Origin of the sequence: Pseudarthrobacter sp. DSP2-3-2b1 (genome assembly GCF_049895945.1) — a bacterium.
Classification (GTDB): Bacteria; Actinomycetota; Actinomycetes; order Actinomycetales; family Micrococcaceae; genus Arthrobacter.
In genome coordinates this window covers 155,255-179,720 of the sequence record NZ_JAFCTI010000005.1, presented here as the reverse complement: position 1 = coordinate 179,720, position 24,466 = coordinate 155,255, and the positions used below count along the sequence as shown (strand labels likewise).

Annotated in this window: 25 protein-coding genes, 2 tRNA genes and 1 riboswitch; of the genes, 25 read left to right on the top strand and 2 right to left on the bottom strand. The window is 66.3% G+C overall.

The features are described 5' to 3' along the window. Positions 1-30: 30 nt before the first annotated feature. Positions 31-128: riboswitch (TPP riboswitch) on the top strand. 110 nt (positions 129-238) lie between these two features. The 12 genes from ACP7AX_RS08590 (at position 239) to ACP7AX_RS08535 (ending at position 9,990) form a co-directional block, all read left to right on the top strand. Then, on the top strand, positions 239-1,705 hold the full coding sequence (locus ACP7AX_RS08590; protein WP_426226162.1) for a bifunctional hydroxymethylpyrimidine kinase/phosphomethylpyrimidine kinase: 1,467 nt from the start codon (positions 239-241) through the stop codon (positions 1,703-1,705). 272 nt (positions 1,706-1,977) lie between these two features. Then, on the top strand, positions 1,978-2,286 hold the full coding sequence (rplU, locus tag ACP7AX_RS08585; RefSeq protein WP_108600109.1) for a 50S ribosomal protein L21: 309 nt from the start codon (positions 1,978-1,980) through the stop codon (positions 2,284-2,286). Between the two features lie 60 nt (positions 2,287-2,346). After that, on the top strand, positions 2,347-2,610 hold the full coding sequence (gene rpmA / locus ACP7AX_RS08580) for a 50S ribosomal protein L27 (protein WP_009372867.1): 264 nt from the start codon (positions 2,347-2,349) through the stop codon (positions 2,608-2,610). A 116-nt stretch (positions 2,611-2,726) separates the two neighbouring features. Continuing rightward, positions 2,727-4,316, top strand: coding sequence for a GTPase ObgE (gene obgE / locus ACP7AX_RS08575; RefSeq protein ID WP_426226113.1), 1,590 nt, complete (start codon positions 2,727-2,729; stop codon positions 4,314-4,316). After that, on the top strand, positions 4,306-5,457 hold the full coding sequence (gene proB, locus ACP7AX_RS08570) for a glutamate 5-kinase (RefSeq protein ID WP_426226112.1): 1,152 nt from the start codon (positions 4,306-4,308) through the stop codon (positions 5,455-5,457). The genes obgE and proB overlap by 11 nt, the downstream gene beginning before the upstream one ends. A gap of 26 nt (positions 5,458-5,483) precedes the next feature. After that, positions 5,484-6,839, top strand: a complete 1,356-nt coding sequence (locus ACP7AX_RS08565) for a glutamate-5-semialdehyde dehydrogenase (protein ID WP_426226111.1) — start codon at positions 5,484-5,486, stop codon at positions 6,837-6,839. A gap of 75 nt (positions 6,840-6,914) precedes the next feature. Continuing rightward, entirely contained in the window at positions 6,915-7,145 is a 231-nt protein-coding gene (locus ACP7AX_RS08560) for a hypothetical protein (protein WP_131683955.1), read from the top strand. 40 nt (positions 7,146-7,185) lie between these two features. Beyond that, positions 7,186-7,815 carry a nicotinate-nucleotide adenylyltransferase gene (nadD, locus tag ACP7AX_RS08555; protein WP_426226161.1) on the top strand — a complete coding sequence of 210 codons (630 nt, stop codon included), beginning with the start codon at positions 7,186-7,188 and terminating at the stop codon, positions 7,813-7,815. Positions 7,816-7,822: 7 nt separating this feature from the next. Beyond that, the gene (locus tag ACP7AX_RS08550) at positions 7,823-9,139 is read left to right on the top strand and encodes a hypothetical protein (protein ID WP_426226110.1); all 1,317 of its coding nucleotides are present in this window, start codon (positions 7,823-7,825) and stop codon (positions 9,137-9,139) included. A gap of 58 nt (positions 9,140-9,197) precedes the next feature. Then, on the top strand, positions 9,198-9,599 hold the full coding sequence (rsfS, locus tag ACP7AX_RS08545) for a ribosome silencing factor (RefSeq protein WP_131683958.1): 402 nt from the start codon (positions 9,198-9,200) through the stop codon (positions 9,597-9,599). A gap of 100 nt (positions 9,600-9,699) precedes the next feature. Next, a tRNA-Ala gene (locus ACP7AX_RS08540) sits at positions 9,700-9,772 on the top strand. Between the two features lie 142 nt (positions 9,773-9,914). After that, positions 9,915-9,990 (top strand) — tRNA-Ala (locus tag ACP7AX_RS08535). Positions 9,991-10,104: 114 nt separating this feature from the next. On the opposite strand, the gene ACP7AX_RS08530 is transcribed toward ACP7AX_RS08535, so the two are convergent. Beyond that, positions 10,105-11,454, bottom strand: a complete 1,350-nt coding sequence (locus ACP7AX_RS08530; RefSeq protein WP_426226109.1) for a class I SAM-dependent methyltransferase — start codon at positions 11,452-11,454, stop codon at positions 10,105-10,107. 85 nt (positions 11,455-11,539) lie between these two features. Here ACP7AX_RS08530 and ACP7AX_RS08525 point away from each other — a divergent pair, with 85 nt between their 5' ends. The 7 genes from ACP7AX_RS08525 (at position 11,540) to ACP7AX_RS08495 (ending at position 18,801) form a co-directional block, all read left to right on the top strand. Beyond that, complete coding sequence (locus tag ACP7AX_RS08525) at positions 11,540-11,893, top strand: zinc ribbon domain-containing protein YjdM (RefSeq protein WP_426226108.1); 354 nt, start codon at positions 11,540-11,542, stop codon at positions 11,891-11,893. 14 nt (positions 11,894-11,907) lie between these two features. Continuing rightward, positions 11,908-13,032 carry an FAD-dependent oxidoreductase gene (locus ACP7AX_RS08520; RefSeq protein ID WP_426226107.1) on the top strand — a complete coding sequence of 375 codons (1,125 nt, stop codon included), beginning with the start codon at positions 11,908-11,910 and terminating at the stop codon, positions 13,030-13,032. Further along, on the top strand, positions 13,025-14,203 hold the full coding sequence (locus ACP7AX_RS08515; RefSeq protein WP_426226106.1) for a class I SAM-dependent methyltransferase: 1,179 nt from the start codon (positions 13,025-13,027) through the stop codon (positions 14,201-14,203). The genes ACP7AX_RS08520 and ACP7AX_RS08515 overlap by 8 nt, the downstream gene beginning before the upstream one ends. Before the next feature lie 157 nt (positions 14,204-14,360). After that, positions 14,361-15,563, top strand: a complete 1,203-nt coding sequence (locus tag ACP7AX_RS08510; protein ID WP_426226105.1) for an ROK family transcriptional regulator — start codon at positions 14,361-14,363, stop codon at positions 15,561-15,563. Between the two features lie 107 nt (positions 15,564-15,670). Continuing rightward, the gene (locus tag ACP7AX_RS08505; protein WP_131684110.1) at positions 15,671-17,023 is read left to right on the top strand and encodes an extracellular solute-binding protein; all 1,353 of its coding nucleotides are present in this window, start codon (positions 15,671-15,673) and stop codon (positions 17,021-17,023) included. Between the two features lie 3 nt (positions 17,024-17,026). Continuing rightward, positions 17,027-17,923, top strand: coding sequence for a carbohydrate ABC transporter permease (locus tag ACP7AX_RS08500; protein WP_426226104.1), 897 nt, complete (start codon positions 17,027-17,029; stop codon positions 17,921-17,923). Then, the gene (locus ACP7AX_RS08495; RefSeq protein ID WP_131683965.1) at positions 17,920-18,801 is read left to right on the top strand and encodes an ABC transporter permease subunit; all 882 of its coding nucleotides are present in this window, start codon (positions 17,920-17,922) and stop codon (positions 18,799-18,801) included. Before ACP7AX_RS08500 ends, ACP7AX_RS08495 begins: the two co-directional genes overlap by 4 nt. Positions 18,802-18,868: 67 nt before the next feature. Here ACP7AX_RS08495 and ACP7AX_RS08490 read toward each other — a convergent pair whose 3' ends face one another. Then, positions 18,869-19,072, bottom strand: coding sequence for a hypothetical protein (locus ACP7AX_RS08490; RefSeq protein WP_131683966.1), 204 nt, complete (start codon positions 19,070-19,072; stop codon positions 18,869-18,871). Between the two features lie 153 nt (positions 19,073-19,225). Between ACP7AX_RS08490 and ACP7AX_RS08485 the strand changes: the two genes are divergently transcribed. The 6 genes from ACP7AX_RS08485 to ACP7AX_RS08460 are packed head-to-tail and all read left to right on the top strand — an operon-like array spanning position 19,226 to position 24,398. Continuing rightward, a complete protein-coding gene (locus ACP7AX_RS08485; RefSeq protein ID WP_426226160.1) occupies positions 19,226-20,233 on the top strand; it encodes an AAA family ATPase in 1,008 nt (335 codons plus the stop codon). Between the two features lie 6 nt (positions 20,234-20,239). After that, positions 20,240-21,124: a DUF58 domain-containing protein gene (locus ACP7AX_RS08480; protein WP_426226103.1), complete on the top strand. Its 885-nt coding sequence runs from the start codon at positions 20,240-20,242 to the stop codon at positions 21,122-21,124. Then, positions 21,114-21,584 carry a hypothetical protein gene (locus ACP7AX_RS08475; RefSeq protein ID WP_426226102.1) on the top strand — a complete coding sequence of 157 codons (471 nt, stop codon included), beginning with the start codon at positions 21,114-21,116 and terminating at the stop codon, positions 21,582-21,584. Before ACP7AX_RS08480 ends, ACP7AX_RS08475 begins: the two co-directional genes overlap by 11 nt. After that, positions 21,575-22,624, top strand: coding sequence for a vWA domain-containing protein (locus tag ACP7AX_RS08470; RefSeq protein WP_426226101.1), 1,050 nt, complete (start codon positions 21,575-21,577; stop codon positions 22,622-22,624). The genes ACP7AX_RS08475 and ACP7AX_RS08470 overlap by 10 nt, the downstream gene beginning before the upstream one ends. Then, positions 22,621-23,646, top strand: a complete 1,026-nt coding sequence (locus ACP7AX_RS08465; protein ID WP_426226100.1) for a VWA domain-containing protein — start codon at positions 22,621-22,623, stop codon at positions 23,644-23,646. The genes ACP7AX_RS08470 and ACP7AX_RS08465 overlap by 4 nt, the downstream gene beginning before the upstream one ends. After that, complete coding sequence (locus ACP7AX_RS08460) at positions 23,643-24,398, top strand: hypothetical protein (RefSeq protein WP_426226099.1); 756 nt, start codon at positions 23,643-23,645, stop codon at positions 24,396-24,398. Before ACP7AX_RS08465 ends, ACP7AX_RS08460 begins: the two co-directional genes overlap by 4 nt. Positions 24,399-24,466: the final 68 nt, after the last annotated feature.

The following is a 24,466-nucleotide window of genomic DNA, read 5'->3' as shown; positions in this document are numbered from 1 at the left end:
GGCCGGAACCCGCACAAGAGGCTAGGCTGAACCACTGACACGGGGTGCCGCGCAGAGTGCCGGCTGAGATCCAGACCCGTTGAACCTGTCCGGTTAGCACCGGCGAAGGGATGTCTCCTTGGCTTCTACTCTTATCCTGCCCCCGGCTGCCAGTACCTCCACTGCAGCTCCTTCTTCCGAAACTACCCCGGGCCAGACCTTACAAAGCCGCTCCACTGACGGCCACGTGCGGTGCGAAATACCCCGCGTTCTGTCCATCGCGGGCTCTGATCCCTCAGGCGGCGCCGGCATCCAGGCCGACCTGAAAAGCATCGCGGCCTTCGGTGGCTACGGGATGGCCGCCATCACCGCCCTGACCGCCCAGAACACCCTGGGCGTCCGGGCCGTCCACGTCCCCCCAGCATCCTTCCTGGCCCAGCAGCTCGAGGCCATCAGCGACGACATCACCATCGACGCCGTCAAAATCGGCATGCTGGGTGACGCTGAGGTGATAGCCGTGGTCCGCGGGTGGCTGGAAAAAGTCCGCCCCGCCGTCGTCGTCCTGGACCCGGTGATGGTGGCCACAAGCGGGGACAGGCTCCTGAAGGAAGCCGCCGAGGGTGCCCTCAGGGACCTGCTCAGGCTCGCTGACCTGATCACGCCAAACCTGGTGGAACTTGCACTCCTGCTCGGCGAGCCGCAGGCGCAAAACTGGGAAGAGGCACTGCAGCAAGGACGCCGGCTTTCTGCCGCCACCGGGGCCACCATCCTTGTGAAGGGAGGCCACCTCGACGGCGATACCTGCCCTGATGCCCTGGTCAACGCCGGGGGACTGCTTTCGCAGGAGGTGGTGGAGTGTGCGGGGGAGCGCGTTGTCACGCCGAACAGCCACGGGACCGGATGCTCGCTGTCATCGGCGATGGCTGCCGTGCAGGCCCGGCTGGGCGACTGGGAAGCCTCGCTGCGGCAGGTGAAGCCCTGGCTGGCCGGCGCGCTCCAGGCCTCCGGCCAGCTGGAGGTGGGGGAGGGAAACGGCCCGATCCACCACTTCCACCACGCGAAGCATGGCTTGGCGGAGGGCGAATTCGCTGAACTGCTGCGGCTGGAGGCGGCTCCGGAACTGGAAGCGATCTACGGGCTGGAGGTTATCCGGGACCTCACGGCCGGCTCCCTGAGCGAGGCGCAGTTCAGCTACTACCTCGCTCAGGACGCCATCTACCTCAACGGCTACTCGCGGGTGCTGGCCCGCGCCAGCGCGCTGGCGCCCACTGAGGCTGGTCAACTGTTCTGGGCCCGCTCCGCGCAGCAGTGCCTGGAGGTCGAGTCAGAGCTGCACCGGAGCTGGCTCAGTTCCCGCACGGTGGAGCCGGGCCTCGGGCCGGTCACGAAAGCGTATGTGGACCACTTGCTGGCGGCCTCGGCCTCCGGCAGCTACGCCGTACTGGTGGCTGCTGTCCTCCCGTGCTTCTGGCTGTACGCCGAAGTGGGGCAGACGCTGCACCGGGAGTTCGTCGATGCAGGCTCCCCGGATTCGCACCCTTATGCCGAATGGCTGCGGACCTACGCGGACGAGGACTTCGCTCAGGCCACCCGGGAAGCCATTGCCCTGGCTGACGACGCCGGACGCAGGGGCTCCGAGGACGAGAGGGTGGCCATGTTGGCGGCCTTCGGCCAGTCATGCCGTTTCGAAGTGGAGTTCTTCGACGCGCCGCGCCTGCACGCCTGAACGCCTGCGGCGCTTTCAGCCGGTAGGATAGTCGGGCACGGTTCCTGGTTGTCAGTGCTGTACCTGCTTGTGGGTCCTATCACAGTCAACCTGCCGTAACCAGCCTCATTTGCGGCCGAAGGCAAAATTAGCGTATTCTAGATCTTCGGTGCTTACGCCAACACTTGGGTTACGACCCCACGGCGTTGAGGCACAGCGAGAGCCCAGCCAAACATGGACCCAGGTTCCGCACGCAAATCTAGTAATAAACGTCGAGAGAAGTGAGTTCCCAAGTGGTGTACGCGATTGTCCGCGCAGGCGGCCGGCAAGAGAAGGTCTCCGTTGGAGACTTCGTTACCCTCAACCGCGTCGCCGGTGGAGCTGGCAGCACCATTGAGCTGCCCGTCCTGCTCCTGGTTGACGGTGAGAAGGTCACTGCCGCAGCTGCGGACCTGGCCAAGGTAACTGTCACGGCTGAGATCCTCAATGACCTTCGCGGTCCGAAGATCGTCATCCAGAAGTTCAAGAACAAGACCGGTTACAAGAAGCGCCAGGGTCACCGTCAGGAACTGACCAAGGTCAAGATCACTGGTATCAAGTAACCTTTCGTTACTGTTCAAGTTTTCAGCAGATTCCCCAGAATTTAGAGGCAGGCATTTCAAATGGCACATAAAAAAGGCGCGAGCTCCACTCGCAACGGTCGTGACTCCAACGCCCAGTACCTCGGCGTCAAGCGCTTCGGCGGCCAGGTAGTTTCCGCAGGCGAGATCATCGTCCGCCAGCGCGGCACCCACTTCCACCCGGGTGCAGGCGTAGGCCGTGGCGGCGACGACACCCTGTTCGCACTGACCCCGGGAGCTGTCGAATTCGGCACGCGCCGTGGTCGCCGCGTAGTCAACATCGTTGCTGCTGCAGCTGCAGAGTAACAAATAGTTCTGAAGTGGTGGGGCGGACCTGTTGGTCCGCTCCACTGTTCTTTTAACCGCATTACAATCGTTTTGGTGCCTTCGGGCGTCCAGGAAACAGCACTGAGGAGATCCACGTGGCGAGCTTTGTAGACCGGGTAGTACTGCACGTATCCGGCGGTACCGGCGGCCACGGCTGTGTCTCCGTCCACCGCGAGAAGTTCAAGCCTCTCGGCGGGCCCGACGGCGGAAACGGCGGCGACGGCGGCGACGTCATCCTGCGTGTGGATCACCAGACCACCACCCTGTTGGATTACCACCACGCCCCGCACCGCCACGCCACCAACGGCGGCCCCGGCATGGGTGACTGGCGCGGCGGCAAGAGCGGCGAGACCCTCATCCTCCCGGTCCCGGACGGCACCGTAGTCAAATCCAAGGACGGCACCGTCCTCGCTGACCTCGTGGGCGAAGGCGCCGAGTACGTTGCGGCGGCCGGCGGCCAGGGCGGCCTGGGCAACGCATCACTGTCCTCCCAGAAGCGCCGGGCCCCGGGCTTCGCGCTCCTCGGCATCGAGGGCGAGTCCAGCGATGTTGTGCTGGAACTGAAGTCCATTGCGGACATCGCCCTGGTGGGCTTCCCGTCTGCCGGCAAGTCCAGCCTGATCGCGGCCATGTCCGCCGCGCGGCCCAAGATCGCCGATTACCCTTTCACCACGCTTATTCCCAACCTTGGCGTTGTCCAGGCCGGCGATGTCCGCTTCACCATCGCTGACGTCCCGGGCCTGATCGAGGGCGCCAGCGAAGGCAAGGGCCTGGGCCACCACTTCCTGCGCCACGTGGAGCGCTGCGCCGCACTGGTGCACGTTCTGGACTGCGGCACGCTCGAAGCGGACCGCGATCCGCTCTCCGATCTGGCCATCATCGAGGCCGAACTGGAAAAGTACGCCGTGGACATGAGCTACGCCGGCACTGACGGCGAAGTTGTCCCGCTGAACCACCGCCCGCGCCTGGTAGCCCTGAACAAGGTGGACCTCCCGGACGGCAAGGACATGGCCGAGTTCGTCCGCCCGGAACTGGAATCCCGCGGCTACCGGGTCTTCGAAATCTCAGCCACCAGCCACGAGGGCCTGCGCCAGCTCGGCTTTGCCATGGCGGAAATCGTCCAGTCTGCCCGTGACACCCTTGCCGCGGCACCGCCGAAGGTCCAGCCGCCCGTGCTGCGTCCGCGCGCCGTGAACGAGGCCGGCTTCAAGATCCGCCGCGAGGAAAAGAACCTTGAGCCGCTGTTCCGCGTCCTCGGTGACAAGCCTGTGCGCTGGGTCAAGCAGACGGACTTCACCAACGAGGAAGCCATCGGCTACCTCGCAGACCGCCTGGCCAAGCTCGGCGTGGAAAACGAACTGTTCAAGCAGGGTGCCAAGCCCGGTGACACCGTGGTGATCGGCGAGGATGACGGCGTGGTGTTCGACTGGGAGCCCACCATGATGGCCGGTGCCGAGCTGCTCGCCGCCCCGCGTGGCACCGACGTCCGTTTTGCGGACATCGGCGACCGCCCCACCCGTGGCCAGAAGCGGGACGAGCAGCAGGAGCGCAAGGATGCCAAGGCAGCCGCCCGCGCCGAGCTCGAGTCCGAACGGAAAGCCGGGATCTGGACCGAGTCAGTCAGCAGCCGCCGCATCGCCAAGCCGCTCAAGGAGAGTGGACTGGGCGCAGACGATGACCAGTAGCACCACTGCCGCGGTGCCGCACCAGCGGACCGCGGACCGGGGTGTGCTCTCCGGCGCCCGCAGGATTGTGGTCAAGGTGGGTTCGTCGTCGCTTACCAGCATCAAGGGGGGCATCTCCGAGGAGTCCCTGACCGCATTGGCGGATGCGCTGGCAGCCAAGCGGAATTCCGGCACGGAGATCATCCTGGTTTCCTCCGGCGCCATTGCGGCTGGCCTCGCGCCCCTTGGCCTGGCCAAACGGCCGCGTGACCTTGCCACCCAGCAGGCCGCCGCCAGTGTGGGCCAGGGCCTGCTGATGGCCCGCTACACCCAGGCTTTCGGCGCCCACGGCGTGACCGTCAGCCAGGTGCTGCTCACCGCAGATGACCTGATGCGCCGCAGCCAGCACACCAACGCCTTCCGCGCCCTGGACCGTCTCCTGAACCTTGGAGTGGTGCCGGTGGTCAACGAAAACGACACCGTGGCAACCCACGAGATCCGCTTCGGGGATAACGACCGCCTCGCCGCCCTGGTGGCCCACCTGGTCCGCGCCGACGCGCTGGTGCTGCTCTCCGACGTCGACTCCCTGTACGACGGCCCGCCGTCGCACGGTGCCAAGCGGATCCCGCTCGTTGAAGGCCCGCACGATCTCGACGGTGTGTCAATCGGCAAGGCCGGCAAGGCCGGTGTGGGGACCGGCGGAATGATGACCAAAGTCGAGGCGGCAACCATTGCGGCCGGCTCCGGCATCCACGCCCTGGTCACATCCACGGGCAACGCAGCCGCCGCACTGGCGGGGGAAGACGTGGGCACCTGGTTCACCGTCAACGGTGCCCGCAAACCGGTCCGCATGCTGTGGTTGGAACACCTTGCGTCCGTCCATGGCCGGCTTATTCTCGACGACGGCGCTGTCAAGGCAGTCCGGGACCGCCACACCTCGCTGCTGCCGGCCGGCATTTCCGCCGTTAACGGGGATTTTGAAGCGGGCGACGCCGTCGAGATGGCCAGTGCCGACGGCACCGTCATTGCCCGCGGGCTGGTCAACTACTCCGCCGCGGAACTGCCGCAGATGCTGGGCCGGTCCACCAAGGAACTTGGCAAGTCGCTGGGGCGCCGGTATGACCGTGAAGTTGTTCACGTTGATGACCTGGTGCTGGTCTGAGCGTCCGGCTCGCCTAAACTTGAACCATGACTGAGGCGCTGACCCATACCACTGCTGCGACTTCCGGGGAGAACACTGCCGTTCCTGCTTCACCGGATGCACCTGCCGTTCCGGCCTCCGCCGCTGACGTTGAGGCCGCAGTGCACGCGATCGCCGACCGTTCACGGCATGCGGCCCGGCGGATGGCAAGGGCCAACCGGGCGTGGAAGGACCGCGGCCTGCGCGCCATTGCAGCTGCCCTCCAGGAGCGCAATGGCCTTATCCTCGCCGCCAATGCCAAGGACGTGGCTGCCGGCAAGGCTAACGGTACGTCCGCGGCCATGCTGGACCGCCTGACGTTGACTGAAGCCCGCATCACCGGACTCGTGGACGCGCTGGATAATCTCGCCAACCTGCCGGACCCGGTGGGAAATGTGGTCCGCGGCCAGACCCTGCCCAATGGCCTGCGCCTGCGCCAGGTCAATGTGCCCATGGGTGTGGTGGCCGCCATTTACGAGGCCCGTCCCAACGTCACCGTGGACATCGCCGGACTCGCCCTGAAGAGCGGCAACGCAGTCATCCTCCGGGGCGGCACAGCCGCTGCCGCCACCAATGAGGCCCTTGTCCACGTACTCCGCGAAGCCCTTGACAGCGTGGGTCTGCCGTCCGACGCCGTGCAGACCGTGGACCAGTACGGCCGCGAAGGTGCGAATGCGCTGATGCGCGCCCGCGGCCGGGTTGATGTCCTGATCCCGCGGGGCGGGCGGGAACTGATCCAGTCCGTCGTCACCAACGCCGCCGTGCCCGTCATCGAAACCGGCGAGGGCAACGTCCACATCTTCATCGACGAATCCGCCGGTGAAGAGATGGCCGTTGACATCCTGCTGAACGCCAAGACACAGCGGCCCAGCGTGTGCAACACCGTGGAGACCCTGCTGGTCCATTCACGCTCCACCGTGCTCCCTGCCGTGGCTGCCGCCCTGAGCGCCGCAGGGGTGAGGCTGCACGTTGATGAGCGGGTCCGCGCGGCCCTGCCCTCCTCCGTAGAGTCCGAGCCGGCGTCGGACGTTGACTGGGGGACTGAATACATGGACCTTGACCTCGCCGTGGCCATGGTGGACAGCCTCGACGACGCCGTCAAGCACATCCGCACGTGGTCCACCGGCCACACCGAAGCCATCCTGACCAACAACCTTGCCAATGCGGAGCGGTTCATCGCCGAGATCGATTCGGCTGCGGTCATCGTCAACGCTTCCACGCGGTTTACCGACGGCGGCGAGCTGGGGCTGGGCGCCGAAGTGGGCATTTCCACCCAGAAGCTGCACGCACGCGGACCGATGGGGCTGACTGAGCTCACCACCACCAAATGGATCGTGCAGGGCGAGGGCCAGGTCCGCGGCTGACAACGCGGTAACATAGACAAAAGTCCTACAACAGCGGAGAATCCGCTGCTACATCCTTGAACCCTAGGGGAGAAAATGCTGCTCCAGCAGATTGCCATGACCGTTGCCGAAGGCGAAGAACACGAACTCGCCCCGCTGTGGGCTGACCCGTATGTCTTCGGCGCGGTCATGTTCGCCATCCTGCTGGTGCTGATGTTCATCACGCTGTCCTACTCCAACCTGGGCAACCGGCACACCGCAACGGAAGAGCACGCCGATCCGCACCGCCAGCACCCCAACAAGCACGACCACGGCCAAGGCCACTGACATTTCCACTGTTCTGCACCGTGAAGGTGCTGAAGGCAGGCTGCGGCTGGGCGTGATGGGCGGGACGTTTGATCCCATCCACCACGGCCACCTCGTCGCCGCCAGTGAAGTAGCAGCCAAGTTTGGTCTGGATGAAGTGGTCTTTGTCCCCACCGGGCAGCCATGGCAGAAATCGCACAAGCAGGTGAGCGAGGCAGAGCACCGCTACCTGATGACGGTGATTGCCACGGCCTCGAATCCGCGCTTCACCGTGAGCAGGGTCGATGTTGACCGGCCCGGGCCCACGTATACCATTGATACCTTGCGGGATCTGAGGACCCAGCGGCCGGATGCGGATCTTTTCTTTATCACCGGAGCCGACGCGCTGGCGCAGATCCTGTCCTGGAAAGACATCGATGAGTTGTGGTCACTCGCGCATTTTGTGGGCGTGACGCGGCCAGGGCACGTGCTCGACGGCATGGGCCGGAAAGACGTCAGCCTCCTGGAGGTGCCGGCCATGGCCATCTCCTCCACCGATTGCCGGATCAGGGTAGCCGGCCATAATCCAGTCTGGTACCTCGTGCCGGACGGTGTGGTGCAATACATCGCCAAATACGGACTGTACGCCGAGGGACCATTTCCCCAGGACGTCAGCACTACCGAAACAGACGAGTCAGCCAGTACTGAATGAGTTCTCAATGAGTCAGGAACAGCCCCCCGTCCGCAGCCGTCGCGAACTGCGGCAGTCCAGAGACGACAAGAAGGTGGCCGGGCCTCCCGCCCCCGGCCAGCTTTCGCCTGCCTCAAAACAACGCCGGGTGTCCGACACCCCGGTGGATTCCGTGCCGGAACAAACACCTGCCGAACGGTCCTCTCAGATCCGTGCCCGCGACCGGGCGGCCCTGCGTGCCATCAAGGAGCTTGAGGAGAAAGAAGGGCAGCTGTCCGCCGGAGGCCCTCCCACCCGCAGGCAGCTGCGGCTGCAGCAGCTTAAGGAACAGGCCGTCACCTCGGCCAATCCGGTCGTTGCCCCTGCGGTCCAGAAGGCACCGGGCAAGCAGGCGCCGGGCGAGCAGGCAAAGGTCCAGCAGGCAGTGGGCCCGCAGAGCGCAGGCCAGCCCCGTGTCGCCCCAGCCAATGCAGGTCCCGGTGCCCGCACTGATCCCATGCTGGCCACCGGCGGCACTGAGGTGCCCGCCCCGGAGACCCGCGTTCCCGCCGGCATGAGTGTGGAACAGGCCCTCGCAGCGCGGTCATTGATCGCCGAGCAGGCCAAGAACCAGCTGGCCAAGATGGAGCACATTGCTTCCCTGGATCCGGAGGCAGTGGATCCGGACATCCTGGCGGAACAGATCGCACTGGCCGAGCGGGCAGCCATCCTCAACCGCCGGGCCATGGCAAAGCAGAAACTGGCTGAGCAGGCCGAACCCGCCACGTCTTCCCTGGGTACAACCACATCCCCCCGCCCGGCGACACAACCGGCCGGGACGCAGCCGTCCGGGACGCGGCCGGGCCCGGCCACTGCCGCCAATCTCGCCATGGTGACGCCGCTCGAGTTCGTCCAGGTGCCAGGCATCGACCGCCCCGTCATGAAACCCTCGGCAACTTCGCATGTGCCGGTGGTAACCCAGCCCGGACAGAAGGTCCGGACCGGCGGCAAAGGCCGCCGGCCGTCCGGCACGCCGAAGCAGTCTTCAACCGGTTCCGCACCCGCAGCGCCCTCAGGCCGTTCCCGGGTTATAGCCAGGGCAGAAGCTGCCGCCAAGGCAGCAGCCGAGCCGAAACGGGCCGCACCCGCCATGCCCCAACAACAGATGGTCGAGCCTGACGATCTCTTCGAGGACCTGCCCCGGATCCCGGCCAGTTCCGCGCACGGGCTGGAACCCCTGGACGCGGCAACCGCAGGCCTGGCCCGCGCGAAGCGGCTCAGGCTGATGCAGGTCCTCGTCCTTGTTTTTGGGATCGTGGCCCTCATCTCCGGCGTCGTCCTCATCATCAGCGGCATGTCCCGCTGACCCGGCGCCCCACCCGTAGCGCCCTCACACAAAGCTTTAGAAAACAACAAGGAGTCCCGTGACTGCATCAGATTCATCCATCGCCATAGCCCGCCACGCCGCCAAGGCCGCCGCGGACAAGATTGCCCACGACATCGTGGCGCTTGACGTCAGTGAGCGGTTGGCTCTGGCCGACGTCTTCCTCATTGCCTCTGCACCGAGCGAACGCCAGGTCAACGCCATTGTGGACGGCATCGAAGAGGAACTGGCCAAACAGGACCTGCGTCCCACCCGCCGTGAGGGCCGCTCCGGCGGACGCTGGGTACTGCTGGACTACTCGGACATCGTCATCCACGTCCAGCACGAAGAGGACCGCGTCTTCTACGCCCTGGAGCGCCTGTGGAAGGACTGCCCCGTGGTTGACCTGCAGCTGGCGGATGACACCTCAGCCAAGGCTCCGGCAGGCTCCGAAACCGAATAAGAGGCCTCGCCGGGCCCAATATGCCGGATTTGGAATTTTCTGAAACGCTGGTCTAAGATATTTGAGTTGCTCCGGGGAAACCACGGATCAGCGAAGGTCCGGGGCTGTGGCGCAGCTGGTAGCGCACCTGCATGGCATGCAGGGGGTCAGGGGTTCGAGTCCCCTCAGCTCCACCGGATGGTCCGCCGGAATCGAAAGATTCCGGCGGACTTTTTTGTTGCCCGGGTTGCGGCTGCCGATTGGCGCGCAAGGCGGATTTCCATTAAGCTGAACAGGTTGCTTCGGCCGGTGTGAACCGCCGGTCAGCAAGGGTTTGGGGCTGTGGCGCAGCTGGTAGCGCACCTGCATGGCATGCAGGGGGTCAGGGGTTCGAGTCCCCTCAGCTCCACCAAATCCGGGAACCATCCCGGGACCAGCGGAAGAGCCACCCAGCGGGTGGCTCTTCCGCTATAAACCCAGTCTGTCCTGCTAGATCCAGTCTGTCCTGCTAGATCCAGTCTGCGTGCTAGACCCAGTCTGTCCGGCGCAATGGCGGCTCTGCCCCGCCGGCCCTCTGCACCAGCACCTGGTTGACGCCCGTGAGGCCGGTCTCGAAACCCAGGGCACTGGAAGCCATGTACAGCCTCCACACGCGGGCCCGGCCCAGGCTGGTCAGCCGGACAGCCTCATCCCAGTTCTCCTCCAGCCGCCGCACCCACGCCCGCAGGGTCAGGGCATAGTGCAGGCGCAGGGCCTCGACGTCGAGCACCTCAAATCCGCCGCCCTCCAGCGCACTGACCATCTCGCCCAGGCTGATCATCTCGCCGTCGGGAAAGACATAGCGCGGAATGAAGGAATCAGGGTCCGGCTTGGTGGGGCCGGCGTTCCACGAAATCGCGTGGTTGAGCAACCGTCCGCCCGGGCGGAGCAAGCCGTGCAGCACCTCTACGTAGCCCGGCATCTGTTCCCGGCCCACATGCTCGGACATGCCGATCGAGCTGATTGCATCAAAGGGTCCGTCGGGGATATCCCGGTAGTCCTGCACACGGATGTCGATGTTTTCGGTAAGGCCGGCGTCCGCTGCCCGTTTGCGGGCACGCACGGCCTGCTCCGAGGAGAGCGTCACTCCCACCACGGAGACGCCATAGTTTTCGGCAGCGTGCAGGGCGAAGCTGCCCCAGCCGCAGCCCACATCCAGCACCCGCATCCCGGGTTTCAGCCCCAGTTTCCGGCACACCAGATCCAGTTTCGCTGCCTGGGCTTCCTCAAGTCCCGCCACAAGGCCGCGGCCGTCCGCCGCAGTGCCGTCCGCAGCCCCGCCAGCCGCCGCCCCGCCGTCGGACGTTCCGGACCCCCATACAGCACACGAATAAACCATTGTCGGTCCCAGCACGAGGGCATAAAAGTCATTGCCGACGTCGTAATGATGTGAAATTGCCGCGGCATCGCGGTGCCGGGTGTGCGGCCGCCCCTTCCGGGTGACCCTCGCCTCCTCCGGGGGAGGCGCGGGGTTGGGCCCCAACGCACCGAGCCGCACAGCGGTACTGAGCAGGGTCAGCAGTTCCCGGGGTGTCAGCGGTGTGAACGGGCCGGGTTCGGAGAACTTGCCCACCGAACTCAGCGCCTGGAATCCTGCGAAAATGTCACCCGGGGCTTCAATGTCGCCCGCGACATACGCCCGGCTGAGCCCCAACTGACCCGGCGACCAAAGGATCCGGCGCAGGGCACGGCGTGATCTGAACTCAAGAACCGGAGCACCGGGCGGTCCAGCCTCCGTGCCGTCCCATGCCCGCAGCCGGAGTGGCACCTCCGCCGAGCCCAGGACAATGGCCAGCGCTTTGGCCAGCAGTGTTGCGGCCCCTTTTTCCCTTGTCATGGTCCCTGCCTTTCTTCCGCCATGGCCCAACAGTACGACGGCGGCCCGCGCCTGTCAGTGATGCAGCCACGATTATCATGGGGGAGTGAACGAAACCTTCCCGCCGTGCCCCGAATGCTCCAGTGCGTACACCTACGAGATGGGCGCGCTCCTGGTATGCCCGGAATGCGGCCACGAATGGTCCGCCGAGGCCAGCGAAGGGCTGGAGGAGGCGGGGCCGCGGGTCATCAAGGACGCGGTGGGCAATGTCCTTGCTGACGGCGATACCGTCACGGTGGTCAAAGACCTGAAGATCAAGGGCAGCTCGAACGTCATCAAGGTGGGCACCAAGGTCCGCGGCATCAGGCTGATGGACGGCGTGGGGGACCATGATATCGACTGCAAAGTGGACGGCGTGGGGCCCATGCAGCTCAAATCCTCCGTGGTGAAGAAGGTCTGACCGGGATCCGCGAAATGTCTACCGGGAAAGCCGTGTCCAGCGGGGAAGTTGATGTGGCGGTCATCGGCGCAGGCCAGGCCGGCCTCTCCGCTGCCTACCACCTGCAGCGCAGGGGTCTGGCTTACAAGGTGTTCGATGCCGAGCAGGGTCCCGGCGGGGCATGGCGCCACCGCTGGAAGAGCCTGCGGATGGCCACGGTCAACGGCATCAGCGACCTCCCCGGCATCGCGAAACCGGACGTGGATCCGGCAGAGCCCAGCTCGGAATTCCTGACGCGGTACTTCGCCGGCTACGAGCGGGAGCTGGGACTTGAGGTCCTCCGCCCGGTCAAGGTTGCCTCGGTGGAGCGGGAAGACGCAGATCCGGATGGCAGGCTGAGGATCAGTACCAGCGGTGGCGGCTGGTCGGCGAAGGCACTCATCAACGCCACCGGTACCTGGACCAGGCCGTTCTGGCCCATCTACCCGGGAAGATCCACGTTCCGGGGCCGGCAGCTGCACGTTGCCGACTATGTTTCCGCCGAGGAATTCCGCGGCCTGCACGTCATCGTGGTGGGAGGTGGGATTTCCGCCGTCGGGCTGCTGGACGAGATCTCACAGGTCACAGCCACCAGCTGGTTCACCAGACGGGAACCGGAATGGCGGGACGCCGCGTTCGATGCCCAGGCAGGCCACGACGCCGTGGCCCTCGTGGAGGAACGCGTACGTCAGGGGCTGCCGCCGCAAAGTGTGGTTTCCGTAACCGGCCTGATCTGGACACCGGCCCTGCGGGCGGCGGCCGCTCGCGGCGCCTTGGAAAGGCGCCCGATGTTCACCGCCATAGAGCCCGACGGCGTCCGCCTCACCGACGGCAGCCTGCACCGGGCGGACGTCATCCTCTGGGCCACCGGATTCCGGGCAGAACTCGAACACCTGGCGTCGCTGCACCTGAGGGGACCCGGCGGCGGCATTGTCATGGACGGAACCCAGGTGGCAGCGGAGCCGCGGGTGCATCTGGTGGGCTACGGGCCGTCGTCGTCCACCATCGGCGCCAACCGGGCGGGCCGCGCGGCCGTGGCGGCCATCCTCAAACTGCCGTCGCTGCGGCAACAACAGCCCAACCCAACAGAACCTACCCAGACAGCAGGAACCAGTGGCTGACAAGAGTCTTGAGGCCGTCTTCGGCACCCTGCGGCGTTACCCGGACGTCGAGGCCCCCAATCTCCAGGCCTGGGATGCCACCGACAGGCTGTTGCTGGAAGCTGCGGCTGATCAACTGCAGGGCGGGCGCGAACTGACGGTGATCGGGGACCGCTATGGCGCCCTCACCCTCGGCGCACTCGCCGGGCTGGGGGTCCCGCGGGTCCGGGTTCATGAAGACCTCATCACGGGGGAGCGGGCGCTCCGGAACAACGCGGCCGCCCTGGGCGTGGAGGCTGCCACAGTGGCCGGAGGGCCGGGCTACGAGCAATTGCCGATGGGAGCGGAGCTGCTCACCGGGGCGGACGTTGTCCTGCTGCAGCTGCCCCGGACGTTGGCGGAACTGGAAGAGGTTACCGCCGCGGTGGCTCGTTACGCGGCCCCGGACGCGGTGCTGTTCGCCGGGGGAAGGATCAAGCACATGTCCCTCAGCATGAACGCCGTCCTCGAACGGCACTTCCAGTCGGTCCAGCCGCAGCTGTCACGGCAGAAGTCCCGGATCATCGTGGCCGGCGGCGCCCGGGGAGCATCCCCTCGAAACGAGGGTCCCGGAGGTGACGGACCCGCCGTCGAACACTCGGCCGCGCTGGACCTCGATGTTGCTGCGCACGGCGCCGTCTTCGCCGGGACCAAGCTGGACATCGGGACCAGGTTCCTGCTGGACTTCCTGGCGGACATGCCTGCCGCCCGGCACGCCATCGATCTTGGCTGCGGCACCGGAATCCTCGCGGCCATGTACGCCCGCCACAATCCCGGTTCGCGGGTCACGGCCACCGACCGGTCCGCGGCCGCTGTTGCCTCCGCCCTGGGCACCGCGCGGGCCAACGGCCTTGAAGACCGCATCAGCGTCCTCCAGGACGATGCCATGAGCACCCTGCCTGCCGGCAGCGCCGATCTGATCCTGCTGAATCCGCCGTTCCATCTGGGCGCCAGTGTGCATGCCGGCGCGGGCATCAAACTGTTTGAGGCAGCCGCAAGGGTGTTGGCTCCCGGCGGTGAACTGTGGACCGTCTTCAACCGCCATCTGCAGTACCTCCCGGCGCTGGAACGGCTGGTGGGCCCCACGAAGGTCAAGGGCGCCAGCCCGAAGTTCACGGTAGCGGTCAGCACCCGGCGGTCCTCCCCGGCCTGAGGGGCGCCCGGCCGCGTCGCGGGCAGCCTCCGGCTCTGGGCGTGCGTCAGGGGGTAACGTACGATTCAGACATGAGTACGCGGCCAAGACTCTAGGGGAGACCGTGCCAGAAGTTCGCCAGTCCTCGCCGCCACGGCGCGGAACCAACCTTCCCCGCATGGGGGATTTCAACCTCACGGTCATCCTCGACGCCATCCGCAGGTCATCCGGCGGGCTCAGCCGCGTGGAACTCGCCCAGATCGTTGGCCTCTCGCCGCAGACCATCTCCAACATCTCGCGCCGCCTGCTGGACCAGCACCTGATCGTCGAGGCAGGCAAGGAAGGCAGCGGACCCGGCAAGCCGCGCACCATGCTTAGGCTCAACCCGGCGGGAATGTATGCAATTGGAGTCCACCTGGACCCCGCCGTGACCACCTTCGTCGTCCTGGACCTTGTGGGCGCGGTGGTACAGCACTCACGAATCAAAACACCGGGCGGCAACGATCCCGCCGCGGTCATTGCCACCATTGCCGCCCAGATCGGGCAGCTCGTGGTGGACTCCGGTGTGGACGTCACCAAGATCGCGGGCCTGGGTGTGGCTGCCCCTGGACCCATCGACCTGGACAACGGAACCGTGGTGGACCCCCCGCTGCTGCCTGGCTGGGACCGGGTGGAACTCCGGAACGCCCTGGCCAAGGCAACCGGCTACTCAGTGCTCGTGGACAAGGATGTCACCAGCGCCGCCGTCGCCGAAACCTGGGCCGGTGGCCCCAGCGGCTCCGGCAGCTTCGTCTTCATGTACATGGGCACGGGCATCGGCTGCGGCATTGTGCTCAATGATGAGGTGGTGCGGGGAACCTCAGGGAACGCCGGCGAGATCGGCCACATTGTGGTGGAACCCGAGGGCCCCCTCTGTGACTGCGGCCTGCGCGGCTGCGTGAAATCCTCGGCCATCCCGCAGGTGCTGGTTGCCGAGGCCGTGGCCGCGGGCATCCTTGATGACGCAGGGACCCGGCACACGGCGGCCGACGTCCAGCACAGCTTTACGAAACTCTGCGATCTCGCCGATGCCGGCAATTCCCAGGCCCTGGCCATCATTGATAAGTCCGCAGTGCTCGTTGCCCGCGCCGTCTCCGTGGTCACCAACACCCTGGATGTGGAACGCGTTGTCTTCGGCGGCCCTTTCTGGAGCCGGATGGCGGAGCGCTACCTGGCCAAGGTCCCGGCGCTCGTGGATGCCAGCAGCGCTGCCCGCCTGATCCACACCATCGAGGTTGTGGGCACCGGGGTAGGCGAGGATGTTGGCGCCATCGGCGCGGCCTGCCTGGTCCTGGAACACACCCTCGCGCCGCGGGCGCAGCGGCTTCTCCTGGAAGCCTGAACCCTCAAGTCCTTGCTTGCAGGGGGCGCCCCCTCTAGCATGTGGATATCGCCGCGGCTGGGGCCCGCAGACAAAGAGGACTGCAGCCATTGAATGAATGGAGCACCATGCGTCCCCGGGCCCTCGTATTTTCTGCATTCATCTCCGCCGCGGCACTGGCCCTGGCGGCCTGTTCGCCGGCTGCTCCCGCCGAGTCGGCCAAGACCCTGAAAGTGGTTTACCAGAAGACCGATTCCTTCACCGCCCTGGACACCCTCTTCCAGGCGGCAAAGCAGGAGTTCGAGGCCGCGAACCAGGGCGTCACGGTCAACCTTGAGCCCATCCAGGCGAACGACGACGACTACGGCACCAAGCTTGCCCTCGCCCTGCGTTCGTCCTCCACAGCCCCTGACGTCTTCTACGAGGACACCTTCAAAGTCCGCTCCGACGTCGACGCAGGATATCTGCTGAAGCTGGACAGCCACCTGGACGGCTGGAAGGACTGGGACACGTTTGATGACGCCGCCAAAGCGGCGGGGCTGGGGGACGACGGCGGCACGTACGCCGTCCCGCTGGGCACTGACACGCGCGGGATCTGGTACAACAAAAAGGTCCTCGCAGCCGCAGGCATCAGCCTCCCGTGGGAGCCCCGCAGCTGGCAGGACATCCTGGACACGGCCCGCAAAATCAAGGCCAATGATCCTTCGGTGGTGCCGTTCAACATGTACGCCGGCAAGGGCACCGGTGAGGGCACAGTGATGCAAAGCTTCTACGAACTTCTCTATGGAACAGGAGCCGGGCTCTACGACACTGAGGCGAAGAAATGGGTGGTGGGTTCGCAGGGGTTCACTGACTCGCTCACGTTCCTGGAAACCCTGTACGAAGAACAGCTCGCCGTCTCGCCGGCAGAGGCCCTTGACGCCAATGTCTGGAAAAAAGTCTTCGGCGAGTGGCTGCCGCAGGGCAAGATGGGCGCCACCGTTGAGGGGTCCTACGCGCCGTCCTTCTGGCAGAAGGGCGGCAGCTACGAATGGCCCGCCTACGGCGAAGAGATGGGCGTGACAGCCTTCCCCACGCAGAACGGCCAGGCGCCAGGCGGGGTGAGCATGTCCGGCGGCTGGACCCTGGCGGTGGGGGCAGGCACCAAGGATGCTCAGCTGGCGTTCGACTTCCTGGCCACGGCACTGAACCAGAAGAATTCGCTGGCCTTCAACGTCGCCAGCTCCCAGATCGCCGTCCGAAAGGACGTGGCCGCGGACCCGGGCTATCAGTCTGCCAACCCGTTTGTGAAGGACGTGTCCGAACTCGTGGCGGTCACGCATTACCGCCCCGCAACCGCCGACTATCCCCGGATCTCGGCAGCCGTCCAGGAGGCCACGGAAGCGGTGATCACCGGGGCGAAATCCCCTGCACAGGCTGCTGCTGACTACGATGCCGCGGTCAAGGGCATCGTGGGTGACGCCAAGACCATCGCGAAATAGCCGGTGCCAGTCACTGAACCGCGCCGCCGCACCCCGCCCGGCCGGAGCGCCCGGCTGCTCCCTGTCATTCCGGCCGTGGTCCTCCTGCTGGTCTTCCTGGCCGGGCCCGTGCTGTGGGCATTCCACGCCTCGTTCACCAATGCGGCCCTGACCGGCCGGAACGCCCGCAACCCCGGCTGGATCGGCTTCGAAAACTACACAAGGCTCCTGACTGATCCGGTGCTGCCGCTGTCCCTGGCCCTGACCGTCCTGTTCGTTGGCGGCTCCGCCATCCTCGGCCAGAACATTCTGGGACTCACCATCGCCGTCCTGATGAGGAGGGCACGCAGGCAGGTGGCCGCCGTCGTCGGAACAGCTGTTGTGGCCGCCTGGGTGCTCCCGGAAATTGTCGCGGCCTTTGCCGCCTACGCTTACTTCAGCCGGGACGGGACGCTCAACCAGCTCGTGGGCGGACTCGGGTTCGGACAGCCTGACTGGCTGTATTCGTTTCCGATGGTGGCCATCATGCTGGCAAATATCTGGCGCGGCACTGCGTTCTCCATGCTGGTCTACCGGGCTGCGCTGGACGAGGTCCCGGCAGAGGTCACCGAGGCGGCCCTGATGGACGGCGCCACCGGCTGGCAACGGCTGGCTTTCATCACCATCCCCATGATCCGCTCCAGCATTGCCACCAACCTCATGCTCATCACACTGCAGACACTGGCGGTCTTTACCCTCATCTGGGTGATGACCGCCGGCGGGCCGGCGAACGCCAGCACCACTCTGCCGGTGCTGGCGTACCAGGAGGCCTTCAAATTCGGCGACATCGGGTACGGCACCGCTGTTGCGTCGGTGCTGATTCTCATCGGCTTGGTGTTCGGCGCGTTGTACGTCCGGCTCCTCCGGGAGGCAAAACCATGACGACGGCGGCGCGAACGTCCACGGGGCCGGTGCGGCCGGCGTCGGGGGCAGTCTCCCGGGCGCAGCAGCGTGCCCGGGTTCCGGCGGACGTGGCGCTGCTGGTGATCGGGGCCTGTTTTGTCTTGCCGCTGCTGTGGCTGGTGTTTGCCTCCCTGGATCCGGCGGCCGGGCATGAAGCCAGGCTGCCCCGGGAGTTCTCGCTGGGCAACTTCGCCGCGATCATGACACCGGGGCTGCTGTTCGGGCCGTTGTGGAACAGCCTGGTGCTCTCGTTTGGAACGGGTGCCGTCAACCTGGTGGCCGCTGTCCTGGCCGCCTACCCGCTGTCCCGTTACCAGTCGCGGTTCAACAAGCCTTTTATGTACACCATCCTGTTCGGGACGTGCCTGCCAATCACAGCCATCATGGTTCCCGTGTACGGGCTGTTTGTGCAGCTGGAACTTTTGGACTCCATGCCGGCCACCATCTTCTTCATGGCCACCACCACCTTGCCCATGGCCATCTGGATGACCAAGAACTTCATGGACGCCGTCCCGGTATCGCTGGAGGAGGCGGCGTGGGTGGACGGAGCCTCCGGACTGACGGCGCTGCGGACCATCGTCCTGCCGCTCATGCGGCAGGGACTGGGCGTGGTGTTCATCTTTGTGTTCATCCAGGCCTGGGGGAACTTCTTCGTTCCCTTTGTCCTGCTCCTGTCAGAAGCGCGGCAGCCCGCAGCCGTTTCGATCTACAGCTTTTTCGGACAACACGGGGCAGTGGCCTATGGCCAGCTGGCCGCCTTTTCCATCCTGTATTCAGTCCCGGTGCTGGCCCTCTACGTCATTGTGGCCAAGGGCGCCGGCAGCTCGTTCGCGCTCTCAGGCGCGGTCAAAGGCTGAACGGCAACCAACTCGCGGCCACGCCATCCGCGGCGCTGCCTCCAGGCCACCGGGGCCACCAGGGCCATCAGTCGATGTCTTCGACCACTACTCCGTACGGAATGGTGTCATCGAGGTGGGCCTGGTGGCCGGTGGGGCCCACGTTGTACGTGACCCGGACCCCGTGGCTCTGGTCTGCAGCGGACTGCTGCAGCACAGGCTTAACGGCAAGGATGAAGCTCTCGCTTTTATCGGCGAGAAACTGCTTGTAACTGGCTGGAAGCTCGCTCATGGCAAAAGGATAGACCTGCGGGACCCCGCATGGGGAGGGGTCCCCATTGCGGCCGGTCCTGCAAGTAGCTTGGATAGGATGGCGGACGGAGTGCTGCCGGGCAACACCGTCCGCGCACCCGCCGCCGTCCAGCAGCCAACAGGGGGAATTCCAGTGCTTAAGACCAGTGCGCCCGCACGTATCGAACCGGCGGAACTGGCCCGTGCACAGCAAGTGGTGGCGAACATCTCCCGCAGCTTCGATGCCAAAGTGGTGGGCCAGGCACGCCTGCGCGAATCACTGCTGGTTGGCCTGATGACCGGCGGGCACATACTGCTGGAAAGTGTGCCGGGCCTGGCCAAGACCACGGCCGCCCAGACTGTGGCAGAAGCCGTCAGTGCCGAGTTCCGCCGGATCCAGTGCACCCCGGACCTGCTGCCCAGTGACATCGTGGGCACGCAGATCTACGACTCCGCCAAGGGCACGTTCGTCACCCAGCTCGGCCCCGTGCACGCCAACATCGTCCTGCTCGATGAGATCAACCGCTCCAGCGCGAAGACCCAGAGCGCCATGCTCGAAGCCATGCAGGAACGGCAGACCACCATCGGCGGACAGGAGTACAAGCTCCCCTCACCCTTCCTGGTGCTCGCCACCCAGAACCCGATCGAGCAGGAAGGCACCTACCAGCTGCCCGAAGCCCAGATGGACCGCTTTATGCTCAAGGACGTCCTGGACTATCCCTCGCCCGCAGAGGAAGCGGAAATCATCCGGCGCATCGACGCCGGCGTCTTCACCCCCGAGCAGATTCCGGCGGCGGCAGCGTCACTGGATGCCGTCTCAGGTGTCCAGGAGCTGGTGAAACGGATCTACATCGATCCGGCCATCATCAACTACATCGTGGGCCTGGTGTTCGTCACCCGCAACGCCGGGCAGTACATTGACCAGCGCCTGGCCGGCTTTATCGAATTCGGCGCCAGCCCCCGCGCCAGCATTGCCTTCAGCCAGGCGGCCCGGGCCGTGGCACTCATCAACGGCCGCGACCACGTGATCCCTGAGGACGTGAAATCACTCGCGCACCGGGTGCTGCGGCACCGGCTGATCCTGGGCTTCGAGGCAGTGGCCGAACAGGTTCCGGTGGAGACCATCATTGATGCCATCGTGGCATCCGTCCAGACTCCCTGAGCCGGCGTGGCAATTCTGCTTCAGCGCGTCAAGTCGAAGATGGCCATCTTCGCCCACCGGAAAGCCCGCGGAATGCTCGACGGCGAGTACGGTTCAGTCTTCCGCGGCCGCAGCCTCGATTTTGATGACCTCCGGGCCTACGTTCCCGGCGACGAGGTCCGCGATATCGATTGGAAGGCTTCGGCCCGCCATGGCTCACCCCTGATCAAGCGGTATGTGGCCGTGCGCCGTCAGACGGTCCTGCTCATTGCCGATACGGGCCGGAACATGGCTGCCGAGGCCCGTGACGGCGAAACGAAGAAGGACATTGCCGTGATGGCGCTGGGTGTGGTGGGCTACCTTGCCCACAGGCACGGTGACGTGGTGGGACTGGTCTGCGGCGACGCGAACGGCAGCCGCACTCTCCCGGCAAAGGGCGGGGAGTCCCATCTGGAACGGCTCCTCCGCGAGGTTGACTCGGCCACCGGGCTGGACTCTGGCCCCAGCAGGATAGAAGGGCAACTGGAACACGTTGCCCGCACCGTTAAGGGCCGGCATCTGCTGTTCGTGGTGGCCGATGAAAGCGCCGCTGATGCAGGCACGGAGCAGTTGCTGCGGCGGCTCCGCGCGCAGCATGAAATCCTCTGGCTGACCATCCGGGATGCCGATCTGGTGGGGGAGAGCAACGCCGGCCAGGACGCCGTCAGCGTCGCAGATGCCGCGCTGCTGCCGGGGCACCTGGCAGCCTCCCCGGGAGTGGCGGCGGCCTATGCCGAAGCTGCCACGGAGCGCGACGCCGGCCGGCACGCCATGTTCCGCCGGGCCGGCATCACCGAAGGCCACGTGACCGGCAGTGCCGGGGTAATAACAGAACTGTTCGCCCTCCTGGAAAGGCACCGGCGTGCAGGATAACCAGGGCTTCTACGGACCCCTGCAGTACAGCCAGGGATGGCTGTGGGCCGGCCTCGCCCTCCTGGCCCTGCTCCTGGGCTGGTACGGGTTCGTTTTCGTCAGCACCCGCCGCCGCCGGCCTCCGGTACCCCGGCCCCTGTTCACGCCGCCGTCGGACCTTGCCGCGCTTAAACAGGATTACCTCCAGCAGATCGACGCGGTGGGGGCGGGCGCCGCCGCCGGACTGCTGTCCGCGCGCGAATCGCACCGGGAGCTGAGCCTGCTGGTCCGCAAGTTCGCTCGTGATGTCACCGGCGTTGACGCTCCGCGGATGACACTTGCGGAGTTGCACAGGCACCCGCTGGCCTCCACTGCCGAAGCTGTCAGCCGGATCTACCCGGGCGAGTTCGGCCTGGAACCGCTGCCGGCCGTCTCCGATTCAGCCGAAACCGCGCGCCAGGCGGTGCGGCAATGGAGCTGATGTTCTGGTGGCTCATCCCGCTTGCGCTGGCCGCTGCTGCCGCGGCCGGTTGGTTCGCTTTCCTCCCCCATTCACGGGGTAACGCCCGACGCCGGCCGGTGGCCAACGCGGACCGGCTCACCGCCCTGCCCGAATACCAGGCCGCCAACCGCCGCCACCGCCGCTGGCACGCTGTGGCGGCGCTCGCCGGAGCAGCGCTGCTGCTGTCCGCCGTGGCCGCAGCGGCACGCCCCCTGGAACTGACCACCAGCCGGCCGGAACAGCACAACCGTGACATCATGCTGTGCCTGGACACCTCCGGCTCGATGAGCAGCGCCGACGCGGCGGTGGTGGACGTTTTTGCCCAGCTGGCGAAGGAATTCAACGGCGAGCGGATCGGCCTCACGGTCTTTGACAGCACCGCCGTCCAGGTTTTTCCGCTCACGGACGACTACGAATACGTCGAGGAACAGCTCACCCTTGCCCGCGACGCTTTTGAGGGGAACCCCGGGAGTTCCGGCTTCCTGGACGGCACGTGGGGCGGCCGCGGTTCCTCGCTGATCGGCGATGGCCTGGCCGCCTGCGTCAATGGCTTCCCGGCCACAAAGCCCGGCACTCCGTCCAGCCCGCAGGCCAGCACAGACTCCAGCACAGGCTCCGGCACAGACTCCGGTCCGAAGCGCTCCCGGTCCGTTGTCCTCGCGACGGATAACTATCTCTCCGGCGATCCCATTTTTACCTTGGAGCAGGCGGGTACCTTGGCCACCGAACGCGGCGTCCGGGTGTACGCGCTGAATCCCGGCGACCTGGACTATGGAACCGGGCCGGGCCAGCCCGGGGCAAGGCTCAGGGCGGTGGCCGAAGCCGGCGGCGGCGCGTACTACGCGCTGGAGAGCCCCGAGGCCGTTGCGGGCATCGTGCGGACGGTTCAGGAGACGGAAGCTGCGGCCCTGCAGGGGGCACCCCGCGCCGTGGTCTCGGACCGGCCCGAGCTGCCCCTGGCCGTGGCGCTCCTGTCCGGGCTCGTGCTGGTGGGCGCGTCCTGGAGGTTGAGGCCATGACGCTGCAACCCATCCTGCCGTGGTGGCTCCTGGCCGCGATAGCCGCGGTTTCGGTGCTCTTTCCGGCCTGGCGGCTGGTCCGTTCGGCGCGGAAGCCTTCTTCGGGTCAGCTGCGCGAATGGCTGTTCCGGAGCGGGCTGGTCCTGCTCCTGGTTGCCGCGGCGCTTCGTCCCGGTATCCCTGGCGGAAGCGCCCGGGAAGCCTCGGCGGACCTCAATGTGTTCTTGGTGGTGGACACCACCACCAGTGCTGTAGCCGAAGATTACGGCAACCGCGAGCCCCGGTTGGAGGGCGTCCGCCAGGACATCATGGCCATCGCCGCTGAACTGCCGGGAGCCCGCTTTTCCGTCCTGACGTTCGACAGCAACGCCGTGGTGCGGATGCCCCTCACCACCGATACCACGGCCCTTGAAACCACCATCTCGGTCCTGGAGCCGCAGGTCACCGCCTACTCCAAGGGAAGCAGCGTGACCATCGCCGGAAAACTTTTGGCCGAACGCCTGACGGCAGCCCGGAAAAGCCATCCTGAACGGCCGCGGCTGGTCTACTACCTGGGCGATGGCGAACAGACCAGCGCCGCGGCACCGGTGGCGATGAGGGCCGACGGCGGCCTGATCGACGGCGGGGCGGTGCTGGGCTACGGCACTCAGGAGGGCGGCAGAATGAAGGAACCAGGCCAGGGTCCGTCCGGCGATGGGGAAGGCAACGGCTACATCCAGGACCGCACCTCAGGTGCAGGGCAGGACGCCTTGTCAGTCATCGATGAAGAACGGCTGCGCGGGATAGCAGTTGACCTGGGCGTTCCCTACGTACACCGCTCCGCCGGGGATCCGGTGGCGCCCATGATGCAGCAAGCCAGCCCCGGGGAACTCCAGCGCGCAGCGGAGGACCGAAACCTTGCCGGCAGGACCGAACTCTATTGGATCTTCGCCCTGGCCGCCTTCCTGCTGGGCCTGCGTGAGATGGTTCTGCTGGTACGCCAGTGGCGCCAACTGCGGCCTCAAGGGGAGGCGCGGCGATGATGCAGCGCCCCACACCCGAACCGGGGGAGCGGAAGCAGCGCAGGAAACGGCTGCTCCTCTGGTCTGCGCTGCCGGCCGCCGTCGCCCTGTGCCTGTCCGCAAAGCTGCTCAGCCTGGGCATCCTGGCCGGCGCGGCTGAACGGGGCTTCGCTGCCGGCGATGCGCGTTCCGTGGCGGACGCCGCGGCCGGACTGGACATCGCCAACGTCATTGAGCCGCACAAGGCTCCGTTCGCCGCGGGAGACAGCCTGGTCCTCGCCGGTGACTTCGCGGGAGCCCGCCAGCGGTTCGAGGAGGCACTCCCGCTCGCAGGCGCCGCGGACGGCTGCATCATCCGCGTCAACCTGGTGCTCAGCATCGAACGGCTCGGCGACCAGAGGGTTGCAGCGGAAGACGCGACGGCGGCCGCCCGGCTCTTCGCCGAAGGCCTCGCCGTGGTGGACTCTGCACCGGAGAGCTGCTTTCCCGCCGGCGGCTCCGGCGGCTCCGGCGGTGCTGCGACGGGTGCCGGCGGGCAGTTGGACCAGGCTGCGGAGCGGCTCAAGCAGAAGGCCGATGACGCCGCCGGCGGTGGAGCCACGCCCCAACCGGCCGAAGGGCAGCCCGCGCCGTCCGATCCGGGCCGGGAGAGCCAGCTGGAGCAGCTGCAGGAGAGTTCACGCGAGTCCCAGCGGGAGCGCAACACGGGGCAGGAGCGGGACGAGTACCTCCGGGATGATGACTACGGATCCGGTCCGGACCGCCCATGGTAGCGGCCAGGGGCGAAGATTATTCCGTCCGGTCACGAAACAGAGTGTAAAGCTGCGTCTTAATTCGGCCG